The sequence below is a fragment of the Pseudomonas sp. AN3A02 genome (assembly GCF_011765255.1).
Taxonomy (GTDB): Bacteria; Pseudomonadota; Gammaproteobacteria; order Pseudomonadales; family Pseudomonadaceae; genus Aquipseudomonas.
Genome location: NZ_JAARNI010000004.1, coordinates 176,926 through 193,049, shown reverse-complemented (window position 1 = coordinate 193,049; position 16,124 = coordinate 176,926). Strand labels below are relative to the sequence as shown.

Below are 16,124 nucleotides of genomic sequence, written 5' to 3'. Positions count from 1 at the left end.
CCTCAAGTTCACGGAACACTTCACGATGGAAAAATCTTCAGTCGACAGCCCCATCGAGCCGCAATCCCGGGCCGAGAAAATCGTCGAATTCAAACGCCAGAAAACCCTGCTCAAGACCGGCGCCCTGCAGGACGCGATCTTCAACAGCGCCTACTTCTCCAGCATTGCCACCGACGAAAAAGGCGTGATCCAGATCTTCAACGTTGGCGCTGAACGCATGCTCGGCTATGCCGCCGCCGATGTGCTGAACCGTGTCACACCGGCCGACATTTCCGACCCCGCCGAGCTGATCACCCGCGCCGCCGCCTTGAGCCTGGAGCTCGACACGCCAATCACGCCCGGCTTTGAAGCCCTGGTGTTCAAGGCCTCCCGGGGCATCGAGGACATCTACGAGCTGACCTATATCCGCAAGGACAACAGTCGCCTGTCAGCGATGGTCTCGGTCACCGCCCTGCGCAACCGCAACGACGCGATCATCGGCTACCTGCTGATCGGCACCGACAACACTGCACGCAAGCAGGAAGAGGCGGAACGCAAAGGCTTTGAGCGTGCCCTGGAAGAGAAGAACCTGGAGCTGGAACACGCCAGCCACATGAAGTCCGAATTCCTCGCCACCATGTCCCACGAGTTGCGCACGCCGCTCAACGCGGTGATCGGTTTTTCCGAGGCGCTAAAGGATGGCCTGGTGGGCGACATGAGTGATATCCAGCGCGAATACATCGGCGACATCTTTACCAGCGGCCAGCACTTGCTGTCGCTGATCAACGACATCCTCGACCTGTCCAAGGTCGAGGCCGGGATGATGGACCTGGAGCTGGAAGCCGTGGAGTTGGCGGGGTTGTTGGCCAACAGCCTGCTGATCGTGCGGGAAAAGGCCGCGCTGCAACGCATCCAGTTGAAGCTCGAATGCCAGGACGACTTCGGCACTCTGGAACTCGACCTGCGCAAGACCAAGCAGATCATCTACAACCTGCTGGCCAATGCGGTGAAGTTCAGCGAGCACGGCGGCTCTGTGACCCTGTCGGTGCGCGAGGTGAGCCGTGCACACGTCGGGCAGGTTCCCGGCGACTGGCCCACCTATGGTTTTGCCCTGCAACCCAGCGAGCACCAACAGTTCCTGGAATTGAGCGTCAGCGACACCGGCATCGGTATCGCCCGGGACGACATGAGCAAGCTGTTCAAGGCCTTCAGCCAGATCGACAGCAGCCTGGCGCGCAAATTCGAAGGCACGGGCCTGGGCCTGGCAATGGTCAAGCAACTGACCGACCTGCACGGCGGCAGCGTCGCCGTGGCCAGCCGCGAAGGCACAGGTGCGTGTTTTGTGGTGTGGCTGCCGCTGCATCGCGCCGCGAATGCGGAGGCTGTATGGCCGAAATCCTGATCGTCGAAGACAACGAGGCCAACATGCGCCTCGCCCGCTTGCTGCTGGTAAACGCCGGCCACAGTGTGTTGTGGGCGGCCGATGCCGAGTCTGGCTTGACCCTGGCCCGGGAAAAACAACCAGCGCTGATCCTGATGGACATCCAGCTACCCGGCATGGACGGCCTGGCGGCCACTTCATTGCTCAAGCAGGACCCACACACCGCCCACATCCCGGTGATCGCCCTGACAGCCATGGCCATGAAGGAAGACCGCGACAAAACCCTGCGGGCCGGCTGCGACGCCTACATCATCAAGCCCCTGCGCTACAAAGAGCTGTACCAGGTGATCGACACGCTGCTGCAAAAGAACATTACTCCTCCGACTTGAGTCCTCTCCATGGCCCGCCAACCCGCAACGCTCTTGATCGTTGATGATGAAATCCAGGTGCGCAAGCTGCTGGAAACCCTGCTGCGTCACGAGGGTTACCAGACCGTGAGTGCCGCCAGTGGTGAAGAAGCCTTGAAGATGGTGGCGCAACGGCCGCCGGACTTGATCCTGCTGGACATCATGATGCCGGGCATGGACGGCTATGAAGTGGCCAACCAGCTCAAGGGCAACCAGGCCACGGCGAACATTCCGATCATCATGCTTTCGGCCTTGAGTGAATCCAGCGCGCGGCTCAGTGGCCTGGAAACCGGTGCAGAGGAATTCATCAGTAAACCGGTGGAACGGGTCGAGTTGTGGCTACGGGTGCGCAACCTGCTGCGGCTCAAGGCCCATGGCGATCGGTTGAAAAACCATAGCCTGATGCTGGAGCAGCAACTGCAACATCACCAGCATGAAACTGCCCGGTTGAATGTGCATGACATGGCGCGCCTGGAGCTGGAAAAAGACCTGCACCTGGCCGTCGAACGCGAAGAGTTCGTGCTGCATTACCAGCCCAAGGTCGAGCTGGACAGCGGTCAGGTGTGTGGGCTTGAAGCCCTGTTGCGTTGGGACCGGCCCGAGTACGGTGCGGTGTCTCCGGCGGTGTTTATCCCGATCCTGGAGAGCCTGGGGTTGATCGTGACGCTCGGTCGTTGGGTGATCGATAACGTGTGCAGCCAGATGGCCGCCTGGCAATCCACTGCGGTGGGCGCCGTCGAAGTATCGGTCAATGTGTCGGGTCACCAATTGATCGAGGGTGACTTGATTGCCGATATCTCCCATTCCCTCACCAGGGCTGGGGTGGAGCCGCATTGGCTGGAGGTTGAGTTGACCGAAGGCTCGCTGATGGAAAACACCCAACACACCATCGCCAGCTTGCAGCGCTTGCGGGCCATGGGCGTGAAAATCTCCATCGACGACTTCGGCACGGGCTATTCCAGCCTGGCTTACCTGCGGCGGTTTCCGATTGATACGTTGAAAATCGATATTGCGTTTATCCGCGAAGTCACCAGCAACCCCCAGGACGCGGCGATCACCCGCACCATCATCGAACTGGCCCACAGCCTGAAACTGCGAGTGGTCGCCGAAGGCGTGGAAACCCAGGCGCAGCTGGAGTTTCTGCGGGAAGCCGGCTGCGATCAGATCCAGGGGTATCTGTTCAGCCGGCCATTGCCGATGAAGGAACTGGAGCGCCTGTTACTGGAAAAACGCAGCCTGGTCAGGCCGCAGCCCCACTGACTTCGAACAGCCCCACCAGCTTCTGCAACTTGTTGGCATTGACCCGTACGGTTTCCGCGCTGGTCTGCAACACCCCCACCGTCAGGCGCATTTGCTCCGAAGAATGACTGACCTGCTTGATGGTCTTGCCGTAGTCGAGGCTGCGGGCGTTGAGCTGCTGGATGATGCTGAACATGCTCTCCACCGCCTGGTGCAGGTGCACGTTTTCCGAGGAAGCATCCTCGGCCAGGCGTAGGCCGCTGTCGACGTTGGTCACGCCGTTTTCCATGAAGCCCACGGCCTTGCGGGTTTCGCCTTGCAGGCCTTCGACCATCTGGCGAATGTCTTCCGCTGCCTTGGAGGTGCGTGACGCCAGCGTGCGAACCTCATCGGCCACCACCGCAAAGCCGCGGCCATGTTCGCCGGCGCGTGCGGCTTCAATCGCGGCATTCAAAGCCAGCAGGTTGGTCTGGTTGGTGATGTCGCTGATCAGCCCGGTGATGTTGCTGATCTGTGCCATGCGGCTGTCGAGCAACTGCACGCTTTCCGAGGAGCGCTGTACCACATCACGAATCGACTGGGTGCCGACCTGCACCGCCAGGAACTGCTCGCGGGCCCGGCTGACCACCTCGTCCATGGCCTGTTTCATTTGCTCGGCACTCACCGAAGCCTGCTGGATTTCCCCCAACTGCTCTTCGACGATGATCATCATGCGGTGGGTGGCGTCGGCCACTTCATGGGACATCAGCCCGGCCGCCTCGCTGCGGCCGAGCATCAACTGATTGGTGTTGCCGACGCTGTGACTGGCCTTGACCACCTGGCCGACCACCGAATCCAGGCGGTCGATGAAACTGTTGATCCAGCGGCTCATGTCGCCAGTCTCGTCGTTGACCATGCGGCCGCTGTCCAGGCGTTGGCGCAGGTTGCCTTCGCCTTCGGCAATGGTGCGGATGACTTCGGTCATTTCATTCAGGCGTGCAGCCAGGCGCTTGGGCCCCAGGCGGCTGAACAGCATGGCCGCCACGACCATGCTCAGTACCTCCCATGCATCCGTCCAGGCTACGGGCAAACCACTGTAGTGACGCACCAGATAGTTGCAGGCAAACAAGCCGGCCATGGTTGCCAGGTACGGCTTCATCAAGCCGTGGCTCAGGGAGCGGCGTCGGTAAACCTCTTCCAGGTCGGCCTCGCACATCATGCCCCAGCGGTCCGGCGAGCCCGGCAGTTCAAAGGTCACGCCCTTGCCCACTACCGGGATGTGACGGTAATCGGAGTAGCCGGGATAGGTGACAAACAGGTTCGAACCCTTGCGGATGGTTTCCCGCACGCCGGGGTGCAGTTGTTGGGTGGCCGGGTCGATAAAACGTAATTCCAGCTCAGTGTGGCGTTGGATCTGCACGGTTTTCCAGGGAGTGTGCACGCCGCTCTTGAGGTTTTCGCCGTGGGTGAAGGCACCGTCCTCGAAGCGAGAGCGCGACAACGCGATACCGGGTTGGAGTGCCGGGTCGAAGCGTGATTGCACCATGAACAGGTAGTTATCGCCGGACTCCGGGAAAATATGCCCGGCCTCACGCTGGATCAAATCCCCGAGGATGTCGTTGGGCACGCGCCCGCACAGGCAGCCGAGCACCCTGCCCTCGCGGGTTAATGGTTGGTAGAACATCAGGGTCACTTCGTCATGGAAGCGCGAGGACGAAGGGCCGATCTGCAGGGTCAGCGGGTCGGCGTAGGGACCGTGGAGAAATGGCGCCTTGAGCCCGGCGGCCAGGGCTTGTTGATTGAGTGCGCGGTGACCGGCCTGGCTCCAGGTGGTTGCCAGTAGCTCGCCCTTGGGGTCGACGATAAACAGCTCGGAGAAATCCCCGGCCTGTTGCAGTTTGTCCAGCAGCAGGCTGTTGTCGGTGAGCACGGTGTCGCGGGTCAGCACGCTGGCGAGTTCGCCCAGGTGTTCCCACTGTTCGCGGGTCCAGGTTTGCAGGAGTTTGACGCGGGTTTCGGCGATGGCTTCGAAGGTTTGCTCCATTACCGGGTACACTGCGCGGTTGAGATGGCAGGACCAGCCCATGGCGAACTTGCCGGTCTTGCCCCACCAGGGCAACCAGCTTTTTTCAGTGGAAGATAATTGCATCGTGCTGCTCGACAGGCTGCTCATGGCGCACTCCGGGAGTGATGTCTAATTGCCATATTCCAAGGCAATTAATGCGCCAATTAGCTAGCTTGCTATTGATTAGGTTGCTTGGGCTGCTGTGCGGTCCTACGGGAGGGAGCTTCCTCGCCACAAAAAGCTGCGTGCAATCAAGAACATGCACCAGGGTGTGGCAGTGAGATCGCGCGGCCCCTGTCCAGTACGCGGCTTTTTGGGGGCATATCCGTTATTTAGGTAACGGCCACGTATGGTTCCGCTCTTACAGCGGCTCACTTTGGAAAAGCCCCAAAGTAAGCAAAGGGCTCTGCCCCGCCTGTCGGCACCTCGCCTAGGCTCGGTGTTCCCTCACTCCGGCACCGCGAAGCGGGCCGCCGCGACGGGCCATCCATGGCCCGGCGCGGCTAAACCGGCGTCCTGCCGGTTTACCCGCTCCGCACTGCCTGCGTTCGGCCTCGGGCTTATTGGGGCAGTCAGATCAAAATCAAAAGCAAAAGCACAGCGGCCTCACGGCCGGCTTCCTTCTCTGTAGGAGCGAGCTTGCTCGCGAAAAACCTGAGAACGCCGCGTTCATCCAGAATGCCCACGTCATCGTTAACGACCTTCGCGAGCAAGCCCGCTCCCACATTTTTGACCGTGCCCGCTTTAGATTTTGCTGTTGCTTCACCACACTCAAGCCGGCCTGTAGGCCGCTGTGCCCTTGATCTGCTTTTGATCTTGATCTTAGGCGCCCCGTTAAACCACGCTGGCCGAACGCAGGCTTTGGAGCGTGGGTAACCCGGCAGGACGCCGGGTTAGCCGTCCTGGGCCAAGGATGGCCCATGACGGCGGCCCACGGTCCAAAGCCGGAGTGCGGGCACACCGAGCCCAAGCGAGGTGCCGAGTGGTGGGGCAAGAGCGTTTTGCTTACTTTTGCGCTCTTCAAAAGTGAGCCGCTGTAAGAGCGGAACCAATAGAAGCCATCACCCAAATAACGGATATGTACACCCCCCGCTAAGGATCCAACACCCCCCCGCTGTAACCCTCAGACAACCGCGACCCAGTAAACTTGGCCACCACCGAACCCTGTGACACCAACCGCTCCCGATGCCCCGTCACCATCCGCCCGGTTTGCGCCGCATGCAGCACCACTTCAGAAGCCGAATCCCCAGGCCGCCGGATAATCCGCGCAAACCGCTCACCCTCTTCAACCTGTTCACCCAAACCTTTTTCAAACACCAACACCCCGGCACACGGCGCCAGAATGGTCTCCATACACCCCATGTCCACCACCTGCCCCTGCCAGTCGGCAATCACCGGCGCCTCATCAATCACCCCACTGGCACAAAGCCAAGCCCAGATCCCATCACCATCCCGCCCGGCCAAGGCATCACTCACATCCGCCTGCCCACGCAACTCAATCGTCGCCGCCAACCGCGGCTTCCCGTGATCAATGATCGTCTCTTCAAACGACCCATCACCGCCCTCATCCCAGACAATCACCACATCCACCTGCAACGCCGCCGCCAACACCTGGCCCTCAGGCCAAAAGCTGCGGTGGATATACAAATAAGGCAGCGCCTCATCATCCGTGTGCAGATCCAGCACCAACTCCGCATCAGCCGCCAACTGCACCAGACTTTTCTGCCATTGCGCCAAGTTGCTCGCCGGCCGCTCCATAGCCAATGAATGATCAAACGCCCGATTAAAGTTCTGCCCGGTGGCCTCATGAAACCGCCCCAACAACCGCCCCTGGCGAAACTGCCCAATGCCAAACGGATTAGCCTGAGGCACCACCGTCACCGAGCCCTTGAGCTGCCCCCGGTCCTGACACGCCTGCAAACGCGGCAGCAGTTGATGCAACACCAGCATCCCGGCGATTTCATCGGCATGCACACCTGCTTGCAGGTGCACCCGAGGCCCGCTGCCGTCACCCTCGAAGCGCCAGGCGCCGATGTGCAGGGTGTTCCCGGAATCGCCGGGGACTTGCCACGAAAGGTCTTTTGCCATGCCGCTGCCCTCCTCTTGTTGGTTCTGCAGGTATATATTGAACACACGTTCAACCATCTGGGATGTGCCTGTGACCGAAGACCGTCGCGACCTGCTGATTGCCGCCACCCTCACCAGCCTCGCCCGGGACGGGCATGCCGGTATTTCCGTGCGGCGCATCGCCGCTGAAGCCGGAGTTTCGGTGGGATTGCTCAATCACCATTTCGGCAGCATCGATGCATTGATCGCCGAGACCTACCACAAGCTGGCCAGCGAACTGACCACCGCCCTCTGGCAGGAAGTCGACCAGGCCGAGGGCCCAGCAGCGCGGCTGGATGCATTTCTCGCCGGCTCGTTTTCCTCACGGGTCATGGACCCGAAACTGTTGGGCGTGTGGGTGGTGTTCTGGAGCCTGATCCGCCACTCCCAGCACGTGAATGACTCCCATGAAAAAAGCTATCGCGCCTACCTCGAACTGATCCGTCAATTGCTCGATGACCTGGCCCAGAGCGAAGGCTTCGTGATCCACGACACGCGCCTGGCCGCCATCGGTTTATCGGCGATGCTCGACGGACTCTGGCTTGAGTGGTGCCTCAACCCCGGCACCTTCAGCCCCGGCAACGGGCTGCACATCTGCCGTTGCTGGATACAGGGGCTGCGTCACGGAGCATTCGGCGCCGACCACGTCTTGTGACACGGGGTGCCGGGCGCTGAGCATGGCCAGGGTGCCGCTGACGGCGATCAGCGCGGCGCCGAAGATCAGCGACACGTCCATCAAGGTGCCCCAGATCAGGCTCGATAACAGGAAGGCCCAGATCAACCCGGTGTATTCAAACGGTGCCAGCAGCGTCGCCGTGGCCCGGCGGAAACTCGCAAACAGCAGGAACTGGCCAATCCCGCCCACCAGCCCGGCGCCGAGCATGCCCAGCCACGCCGGGGTCGGCGACGGTGTGTGGGTCCAGGGCAGCGTCACCGCCATGCAGATCACAAACACCACATTGGTGATCAGCATCTGCTCCAGCACCGAGGTGTTGTCGTCCACCTGGCGCAACTGGATATAGGTAAATGCCCAGCACAGCGCGGCGGCCAATGTCAGGGCGATTGGCAGCGGGTTGACCATGCTGCTGGGGCGACAGGCGATCACCACGCCGACAAAGCCGATGATCAGCGAAATCCACTGGCCGCGACTGGCGCGTTCCTTGAGGATCAGCGCCGCCAGCAACGTGACCATGATCGGCGCAGAGAAATACAGGGTGGTCATTTCCGCCAGGGTCAGGTCCTTGGCGGCGGTGTAGTACAGCAGCCACGCCAGCAGCGACAGCAGGCCGCGGATGATCAGCAGCTTGCGGCTGACCGAGTTCCAGGCGCGCTTGAGCAAGCCCAGGCGCCCGGCAATTACACACGCGGCGACCACCACCAGGCTGCGCCAGAACAGGATGGTGAACACTGAATAGTCGGCCACCAGCCATTTGATCGCGGCGTCCTGCAACGCCAGGAACGCATAGGCCAGCGAGCACAGGGCAATCCCTTGCAACGAGCGATCGGTTTTCATCCGGCAGACCTGCGCAACGGTGTACCGCGTCGCTCGGCAATCGCGTACAGGGCTTCAATCAAAAAGGTCAGGCACAGGTAGACCCCGGCCACCAGCAACAGCGGCTGGTAGATCTGCAAGGTCTGGGCGCGTACCACGTTGGCGGCGCCGAGCAGGTCGACCACGGCGATGGTTGAAGCCAGTGCGGTGGACTTGAGCAACATCACCGTCTCCCCCGCCAGGGTCGGCAACAGCAGGCGCATGGCCCGTGGCAAGCGCACTCGCAACAGTGCCTGGCGCGGCGTCATGCCAAACGCCGAGGCGGCTTCCATCTCGCCCTTGGGTACCGCCAGCAGGCCGCCACGAATCACTTCGCCGACATACGCGCCCACCGACAACACCAGGGCAAACACGATGTACCAGTAACCGTCCCGCAGGAACGGCCAGAGGAAACTCCCGCGAATCATCGGGAACTGGGCAAACAGACTGCCCAGTCCGTAGTAGAAGATGTAGATCTGGATCAGCAATGGTGTGCCCCGCAGCACACTGGTGTACCCCAGCGCACAGCGGGCCAGCCACTTGCGCCGGGACAGCCGCGCCAGGGCTACCAGCACCGCCAACGCGAAGCCGAGCACTGCCGAAATCACCAGCAACGACAGGGTCGTCTGCAAGCCTTTGGCGATCAGTCCTGCGTAATAACTTATCCACTCAGGCATGTGCGGCTCACTCGACAACCGGCATCCAGCGACGAATACGTCGTTCCAGGCGCCCGGACAGGTAGTTGGAGGCCAATGTCACCAGGTAATACAAGGCGGCGGCCGTAAGGTAGAACAACAGGTAATGCCGGGTCGAGCCCGCCGCCTGTTTGGCGGTGTACAGCAGTTCGTTGGTGCCCACCACGCTGATCAACGCGCTGTCCTTGATCAGGTTGATCCACAGGTTGGACATGCCGGCCAGGGCATACGGCGCCATGATCGGCAGGGTTACGCGACGGAACAGGCCAAAGCCGCTCAAGCCAAAGGCCCGCGCCGCTTCGATCTGGCCGTGGGGAATCGCGAGGATCGCCGCGCGGAAAATCTCCGAGGCGTACGCGCCTTGCACCAGCCCCAGTACCAGGACGGCTACCAGCGGGCCGCTGATGTTGAACTGCGCAAACCCCAGCCACAGCATCAGCGCGTTGAGGCCCATGGAGCCTGCGTAATACAGCAGCAGGATCAGCAACAACTCGGGCACTGCGCGAAATACCGTGGTGTAGCCGCGCATCAGCAGCGCAATCGGGCGCGGCGCACTGAGCTTGGCGCAGGCCACCACCAGGCCGATCAGCAGCCCCACCGCAAACGAACCGGCGGAGATCTGCAGGGTCATCCATAACCCCTTGAGCAATGCATTGCCCCAGCCTTGCTCGCTGAAGTTGAGTAGATCGAACATCGCGGCTCCCTATTTCGATGACACGCAGTGAACCTGTGGCTAGGGAGCTTGCTGTGGCGAGGGAGCTTGCTCCCGCTGGACTGCGCAGCAGGCCCATTTTTTGGGGGTGCTTCGCACCCCAGCGGGAGCAAGCTCCCTCGCCACAGGCACTCCCTTTCTACCGGGTTAGTTTGTGTAGGGGCTGTCGCAGACTTTGCTCACATAGGCCGGTGTGTCGGCGCGTTTGCACGGGCTGACCGATACCCCAAACACGCTCTGGGACAGGTCAGCGTAGTCCTTGCTCACCAGCAACTCTCCAATGGCCTTGTCCAGGCGGGCCTTGAGTTCGGTGTCTTCCTTGCGCAGGCCGGCCCCCACGCCACGGCCGATGATCGGGTCGTAAGGCACTTCGGCGATTTCCGCCAGGCCCTGGGCTTCAGGGGTCTTCACCATCATGGCGATGGCGACACCGTCGGCCATCATCAGGTCGGTGCGCCCGGCTATCAGGTCGGCGTTGGCCGATTCCTGGGTGTCGTAGTACTTCAGGTCAGCAATGTTCTCGTAGTACTTCTTCAGGTAGTTGGCGCTGACCGTGGAGATCTGCACGCCGATGATCTTGCCCTTCAACCCCGCCGGCGTGACCTCGACGGTGGTGCCCTTGGGGCCGGCAATGCCCAGCAGCGAGTCGTAGTAGGCGCGGCTGAAAGCGATCTGTTTTTCGCGCTCGTCGGTGACCGACATCGAGGAGAAGATCACGTCGATTTTCTTCGCCAGCAACGACGGAATAATCCCGTCCCACGCCACTTCCTTGATCTGACACTCAGCCTTCATCAAGCCGCAGAGCTTGTGGATCAGGTCGACTTCAAAGCCCGTCCACTCACCGTTGCCGCCCTTCACCGTGAACGGTGGGTAGGGTTCCGCCGCCACTGCGAACACGATAGGTTTCTCCGCCGCCAACGCCGTACCTGCCGCCAGCATCAACACTGCACTGCTCAACCACTTTGCCAATCGTTTGGATTTCATGATCTTGCCCCGTCTTTTTTGGAGTTAGCGAGTTTGATGCGCGTTGACGAACTGCCGGCAACGTTCACTGCGTGGGTCGATAAACACTGAGTCTGGCGAGCCGGTTTCCTCGATCAGGCCTTGATGCAAGAACGCGACTTTGGATGACACATCCCGGGCGAACGCCATTTCATGGGTTACCAGGATCATGGTGCGGCCCTCTTCCGCGAGGGAGCGGATCACCCGCAGCACTTCGCCCACCAGTTCCGGGTCGAGGGCCGAAGTGGGTTCGTCGAACAGCATGACTTTGGGGCGCATGGCCAGGGCGCGGGCGATGGCCACCCGCTGTTGCTGGCCGCCGGAGAGGAACGCCGGGTATTCGTTGCGCTTGGCGGCCAGGCCAACCCGGTCGAGCAAGGCTTCGGCGCGCTCGATGGCTTCGGCGCGGCTTTCGCGCAGCACCTGGATCGGCGCTTCGATGAGGTTTTCCAGGACCGTGCGATGGGGCCACAGGTTGAAGTTCTGGAACACCATGCCGAGTGTCGAACGAATCCGCACCAGCTGTTTGGCGTCTGCCACCAGTGGTGCGCCGGGGCGACCGTAGTTGAGCTTGATGCTTTCACCGTCGACGTGAATGCTGCCCTGGTCCGGCACTTCGAGCATGTTGATGCAGCGCAGCAAGGTACTTTTGCCCGAGCCGCTGGCGCCGATCAGCGAGATCACTTCGCCTTCGTGGGCCGTCAGGGAGATGCCCTTGAGCACTTCGATATTGCCAAAGCGTTTGTGCAGGTCGAGCACCTCGATCATCTTCTTCGCCGCAACCGGCTGCACGCTGATGATTTTCACCGCAGGCGCTATGCGTGGTTCACCGGCGAGCTTGGCGACGAAGCGGCTGATACGTTCACAAGCTTCGGCCAGCCGCGTTTCACCCAAGGTGAACGACAGCCGCACAAAGCCCTGGGCCGGCTCACCGAAAGCTGCGGCATCCAACACGGAAACCCCCGCTTCGCGAAACAGGCGCCAGGCGAAATCCAGGGAGCTGAGGCCGGTGTCCCGCACGTCCACCAACACGAACATGCCGGCTTGCGGAGCGCGTACGTGGATGCCCGGGCAACCGCTGAGACCCGCCACCACCAGGTCACGGCGCCGACGGTAAGTTTCACGCATGCCGTGAGTGACTTCATCGTGGGCCAGCACAGCAGCCGTCGCGGCTTCCATCACAAACCCCGGCAAGCCGTAGAGCATGCTCAATACCAGGGTTTCTGCGTGGGCGACCATGGCAGGTTCGGCCATGATCCAGCCGATGCGCCAGCCGGTCATGGCGTGGGATTTCGACAGACTGCCAATCACGATGCAGCGCTCGGCCATGCCCGGCAGCGCCGCCAGGCTGTGGTATTCGCCATCGAACACCAGGCTTTCGTAGACCTCGTCCACCACGACCCACAGTTCATGCTCGATCGCCAGGTCAGCAATCGCTTGCAGCTCCTGGGGATTAAGCACCACGCCGGTGGGGTTGTTGGGGTTGGAAAAGAAAATCGCCCGGGTTCGGGGCGTGATCGCGGCAGCGAGTAACACCGGATCAAGGCGAAAACCCGAGTCGGCCGAACACGGCACGCGCACCAGCGTCGCGCCGCTGGCCTTGAGCGTGGCTTCGTAGGTGACGTACATCGGGTCGAGGACGATCACTTCATCACCGGCCTGTAACAGGCACAGCGAAGTGACGAACAAGGCGTTCTGCGCACCGGCCACGGTGATGACGTTTTCGGCGTTCAGCGGGCGATCAAGGGATTGGCTGTAGCGGGCGGCGATGGCATCGCGCAGTGCCGGGCGGCCGGGGATTTCGGTGTAGTGGGTGTCGCCCTTGCGCAGCGCCTCGACGGCGGCGTCGGTGATGAACGAGGGTGTGGTGAAATCGGGATCGCCCACACTCAGGATAATGATGTCTTCGCCTTTGCTGCTGGCCTGGAAGGCGGCGTGGTGAATGTCCCAGGCGGCTGCGCCCTGCCCTGCAATTCGCTCAACAAAGGGTGAAAACCGCATGCCAGTGCCTCTCGTTCAATCAGAAAAAGCGCAAGCCCGCCTGTTACCAGGCAGGGGGTGCAGCCAACATAATTGAAACTGAACACTCGTTCAACGGCAAATTTCACCGGATGTCGTTAACAGCTAAAACAGGTCGTTGTGGTGGTTTGCCCATCAGGTTGCACTGGTGGTCTTGCAGCTCTTCGGCAGACGCCAGGTTCCATTCCTTGAGCGTCAACCGCGTCGTCAACAGCACGAAGTTGCCATTCGCACCCGGTGTCAGCAGCAAGCTGTAGCTGGCCATGGCGTCGTCCTGGGCCTGCGCGTACTCATTCAAGATCGCCAGCGGGTCGCGCAGGTCGAAGTCCGCCGCCGACAAGGTGCGGGCACTGTAGGTATGTCCCAATAGTTTTACCGGCAGGGTTTGCCATTGCTCGTTGAGGGTCGCGGCACGTTCGTTGAGGGCGTTGAACACGTCGGGCCGCAGGCAAGCGATATGGATGTGCAGCTGGTTTTGCGAGCGGCCATAACGCGAGTTGATCGCCAGCGACACAAAGCGGTCGGCAATCGGCGTTTGCAGGCCGGCGGAGAGAACATCGTGGTTTTTCCAGGCCTGGGCAAAGTAATGCGGCAGCAGGTTTCGGGTCAGCGCGATGTCTTCGATGCCGGTGACTTTATCGGTGGGAATCAGCAAGTCCTGATACGGGCCGTTGAGGTCCTTGAGCAGTGCAAAGCCTTTATCCGGGTCGACCTTGAGGCACGGGCTGGGGTTGTGGTGCTGGTTCTGATCAGGCACGCATTGGCGGCTGACGATCTGCCACAGCACATCAGGATTGCCCCGCCATTTCCAGGCGCCCGCCAATGCCACCACACACAACACACCACCGACAGTCTTGAATACGGTACCGCGCTTCATGCCAAAAACCTCAACGCCAAAGGGATGTCATCTGTTGTTTTGCAACCGCAGACATCCCTGTCGCAAAGGCTAACGCTTGCCAGGGGCCATGAATTCCGGCCCTACCGGATCTTTTATCGTGCTGGCGAGAATACGGTCGATATGTTGCAAGTCGTCGGCGCTCAGTTGCCAGCCGAATGCGTCCTCGATGCCTTTCAGTTGCTCCGGGCGCCGGGCGCCCCACAGCGCAATCGTCGGGCCCTGGTCCAGCACCCAGCGTAACGCCAGGGCCAGCACTGACTTGCCGTGGCATTCGCGGGCGTACACGTCCAGTGCCGCCACCGCTGCCAGGTATTGCTCAAAGCGCGGCGCCTTGAATTTCGGGTCGAGCTTGCGCACATCGTCACCGTTAAAGCGCGTGGCGGCGTGCATGCTGCCGGTCAGCAGGCCCCGGCACAGCGAACCGTAGGCCAATACCACCAAGGCGTTTTGCTTGGCGTACGGCAGGATGTCGCTGTCGATCGCCCGCTCGAACAGGTTATAGGGTGGCTGCACCGTATCCAGGTGAGTGTACTGACGGAAATCGTCCATTTGCGCGGGTGAATAATTGCTCACGCCCACCGCGAGGATCTTGCCTTCGCGGCGCAGTTTTTCCAGCTCACTAGCCGTCTCTTCCTGGGCCACCAGCGGGTCAGGCCAGTGAATCTGGTAGAGGTCGATGTAGTCGGTTTCCAGGCGCAGCAGCGAGTCTTCGATTTCCTTGCGGATGCGTTGGGCCGTGGCGTTGCGGCGCACGGTGCCGTCGTCCCATTGCAGCCCGGCCTTGGTGGCGATCACGGCGTTATGGCGCACACCGTGCAGGGCGCGGCCGATCAGTTCTTCAGACAGCCCGAGGCCGTAGACCGGCGCGCTGTCGATAAAGTTGATGCCGCTGTCCAGCGCATGGCGAATGGTCTTGATCGAGACCTCATTATCGGCACCGCCCCACATCGAGCCGCCCATGGACCAGGTGCCCAGGGCAATCCGCGAGACGGCCTTGTCGATGCCCGGGATCTTGATGGTTTCGATACTCATGAAAAAATCCTCCGCCAGAAACAATCAGTAAAAAAACGATTACTCTAGATCATCCGAGGTTGAATCGGGCTCAACGGCGCGTGCAACCCAAACCCCACAAAAGGTGCTTGATATGGCTGCGTTCAACCGTTCCGAATTGGCCGACCTGAATGTGTTCATGGCGATCATCCGCCGCCGCAGTTTCCGGCATGCCGCTCATGAACTGGGCGTCACCACTTCGGCCTTGAGCCACACCATGCGCAACCTGGAAACCCGCCTGGGGGTCAAGTTGCTCTACCGCACCAGCCGTGCGGTGGAGCCCACCGATGCGGGCGTGGTGCTCGCGGAAAAACTCAGTGCCGGCTTCGCGACGATTCAGGACGGCCTCGATACCCTTGAACTGTACCGCGAGGCGCCGATTGGCCGGCTACGCCTGAACGTGCCACGGGATGCGGCGGTGTTGCTTGTCTCGCCAATCCTGGGTGAGTTCACCCGCGCTTACCCACAATTGCGCCTGGACGTGATGATTGATGACCGCATGCTCGACATCGTTGCAGAAGGCTACGACGCGGGTATCCGCTATGGCGCCACGGTGCCCCAGGACATGGTGGCCGTGCCGCTGACTGGCGAGCTGCGCTGGATCATGGTCGCTTCCCCCGCGTATCTCAAGCAGGCCGGAACGCCTTCGGTACCCAAGGACTTGCTCGCGCACTCCTGCGTGCGCATGTACCTGGGCGACAAGACCACCTACAAGTGGGAGCTGGGCAACGGCACTCGCCAGCAGCGCCTCGACGTGCCTGGCCACTTCAGTGCGGCTGACACCCAGACCATCGTCGACGCAGCGCTGCAAGGCGTGGGCATCGCCTACTGCCTGGAGAATCGCGTGCTGTCGGAACTGGCAGACGGCCGCCTGGTACAGGTGTTGCCCGATTGGGTCTGCATCGGCGCGCCGCTGTGCATGTACTACCCCAGCCGGCGCCAGTCGCAGCCGGGGTTGCGGCAATTGATCGACATGATCCGCCTGAAAACCACCGGCTCGCCGTGGCTGGAATCACATTGAACCTGTGCCTGGCCGTGGTCCTCAAACCGGGATAGACCAC

General features: G+C 61.3%; 13 protein-coding genes and 1 pseudogene. 5 read left to right on the top strand and 9 right to left on the bottom strand.

Going from position 1 to position 16,124, the window contains the following annotated elements; translation table 11 throughout:
- The first annotated feature begins 25 nt into the window (after positions 1–25).
- From HBJ59_RS17960 to HBJ59_RS17950, 3 genes are read left to right on the top strand one after another with little or no spacing between them, the layout of a single operon-like run.
- Entirely contained in the window at positions 26–1,381 is a 1,356-nt protein-coding gene (locus HBJ59_RS17960) for a HAMP domain-containing sensor histidine kinase (protein WP_167664301.1), read from the top strand.
- Entirely contained in the window at positions 1,366–1,749 is a 384-nt protein-coding gene (locus HBJ59_RS17955; RefSeq protein WP_167664300.1) for a response regulator, read from the top strand. Before HBJ59_RS17960 ends, HBJ59_RS17955 begins: the two co-directional genes overlap by 16 nt.
- Before the next feature lie 9 nt (positions 1,750–1,758).
- Positions 1,759–3,027, top strand: coding sequence for an EAL domain-containing response regulator (locus tag HBJ59_RS17950; protein WP_167664299.1), 1,269 nt, complete (start codon positions 1,759–1,761; stop codon positions 3,025–3,027).
- Here the strand turns inward: HBJ59_RS17950 and HBJ59_RS32050 are convergent.
- Together HBJ59_RS32050 and HBJ59_RS17940 are read right to left on the bottom strand one after the other, a co-directional pair.
- Positions 3,008–3,643, bottom strand: a complete 636-nt coding sequence (locus HBJ59_RS32050) for a methyl-accepting chemotaxis protein (RefSeq protein ID WP_372241489.1) — start codon at positions 3,641–3,643, stop codon at positions 3,008–3,010. The genes HBJ59_RS17950 and HBJ59_RS32050 overlap by 20 nt on opposite strands.
- A 2,499-nt stretch (positions 3,644–6,142) precedes the next feature.
- On the bottom strand, positions 6,143–7,138 hold the full coding sequence (locus HBJ59_RS17940) for a succinylglutamate desuccinylase/aspartoacylase family protein (protein ID WP_167664297.1): 996 nt from the start codon (positions 7,136–7,138) through the stop codon (positions 6,143–6,145).
- Between HBJ59_RS17940 and HBJ59_RS31595 the strand changes: the two are divergent.
- Positions 7,083–7,715, top strand: a pseudogene (locus tag HBJ59_RS31595) (TetR family transcriptional regulator C-terminal domain-containing protein); the annotation flags it as partial. The gene HBJ59_RS17940 and the pseudogene HBJ59_RS31595 sit on opposite strands and share 56 nt — an antisense overlap.
- Here HBJ59_RS31595 and HBJ59_RS17935 read toward each other — a convergent pair.
- From HBJ59_RS17935 to HBJ59_RS17905, 7 genes are all read right to left on the bottom strand, one after another.
- Positions 7,671–8,669 (bottom strand): DMT family transporter, encoded by a 999-nt coding sequence (locus HBJ59_RS17935; protein ID WP_167664296.1) that lies wholly within the window; start codon positions 8,667–8,669, stop codon positions 7,671–7,673. The pseudogene HBJ59_RS31595 and the gene HBJ59_RS17935 overlap by 45 nt on opposite strands.
- Positions 8,666–9,364, bottom strand: a complete 699-nt coding sequence (locus HBJ59_RS17930) for an ABC transporter permease (RefSeq protein ID WP_003217050.1) — start codon at positions 9,362–9,364, stop codon at positions 8,666–8,668. The genes HBJ59_RS17935 and HBJ59_RS17930 overlap by 4 nt, the downstream gene beginning before the upstream one ends.
- Positions 9,365–9,371: 7 nt before the next feature.
- Positions 9,372–10,076, bottom strand: a complete 705-nt coding sequence (locus HBJ59_RS17925) for an ABC transporter permease (protein ID WP_063030286.1) — start codon at positions 10,074–10,076, stop codon at positions 9,372–9,374.
- Between the two features lie 165 nt (positions 10,077–10,241).
- Positions 10,242–11,078, bottom strand: coding sequence for a transporter substrate-binding domain-containing protein (locus HBJ59_RS17920; protein ID WP_076013487.1), 837 nt, complete (start codon positions 11,076–11,078; stop codon positions 10,242–10,244).
- 24 nt (positions 11,079–11,102) lie between these two features.
- Positions 11,103–13,097: an aminotransferase class I/II-fold pyridoxal phosphate-dependent enzyme gene (locus tag HBJ59_RS31885; protein WP_167664295.1), complete on the bottom strand. Its 1,995-nt coding sequence runs from the start codon at positions 13,095–13,097 to the stop codon at positions 11,103–11,105.
- Between the two features lie 103 nt (positions 13,098–13,200).
- Entirely contained in the window at positions 13,201–13,992 is a 792-nt protein-coding gene (locus tag HBJ59_RS17910) for a CDP-diacylglycerol diphosphatase (protein ID WP_167664294.1), read from the bottom strand.
- 69 nt (positions 13,993–14,061) lie between these two features.
- The gene (locus tag HBJ59_RS17905; RefSeq protein ID WP_167664293.1) at positions 14,062–15,045 is read right to left on the bottom strand and encodes an aldo/keto reductase; all 984 of its coding nucleotides are present in this window, start codon (positions 15,043–15,045) and stop codon (positions 14,062–14,064) included.
- Positions 15,046–15,157: 112 nt separating this feature from the next.
- Between HBJ59_RS17905 and HBJ59_RS17900 the strand changes: the two genes are divergently transcribed.
- Positions 15,158–16,084 (top strand): LysR family transcriptional regulator, encoded by a 927-nt coding sequence (locus HBJ59_RS17900; RefSeq protein ID WP_167664292.1) that lies wholly within the window; start codon positions 15,158–15,160, stop codon positions 16,082–16,084.
- The last annotated feature ends 40 nt before the right edge of the window (positions 16,085–16,124 follow it).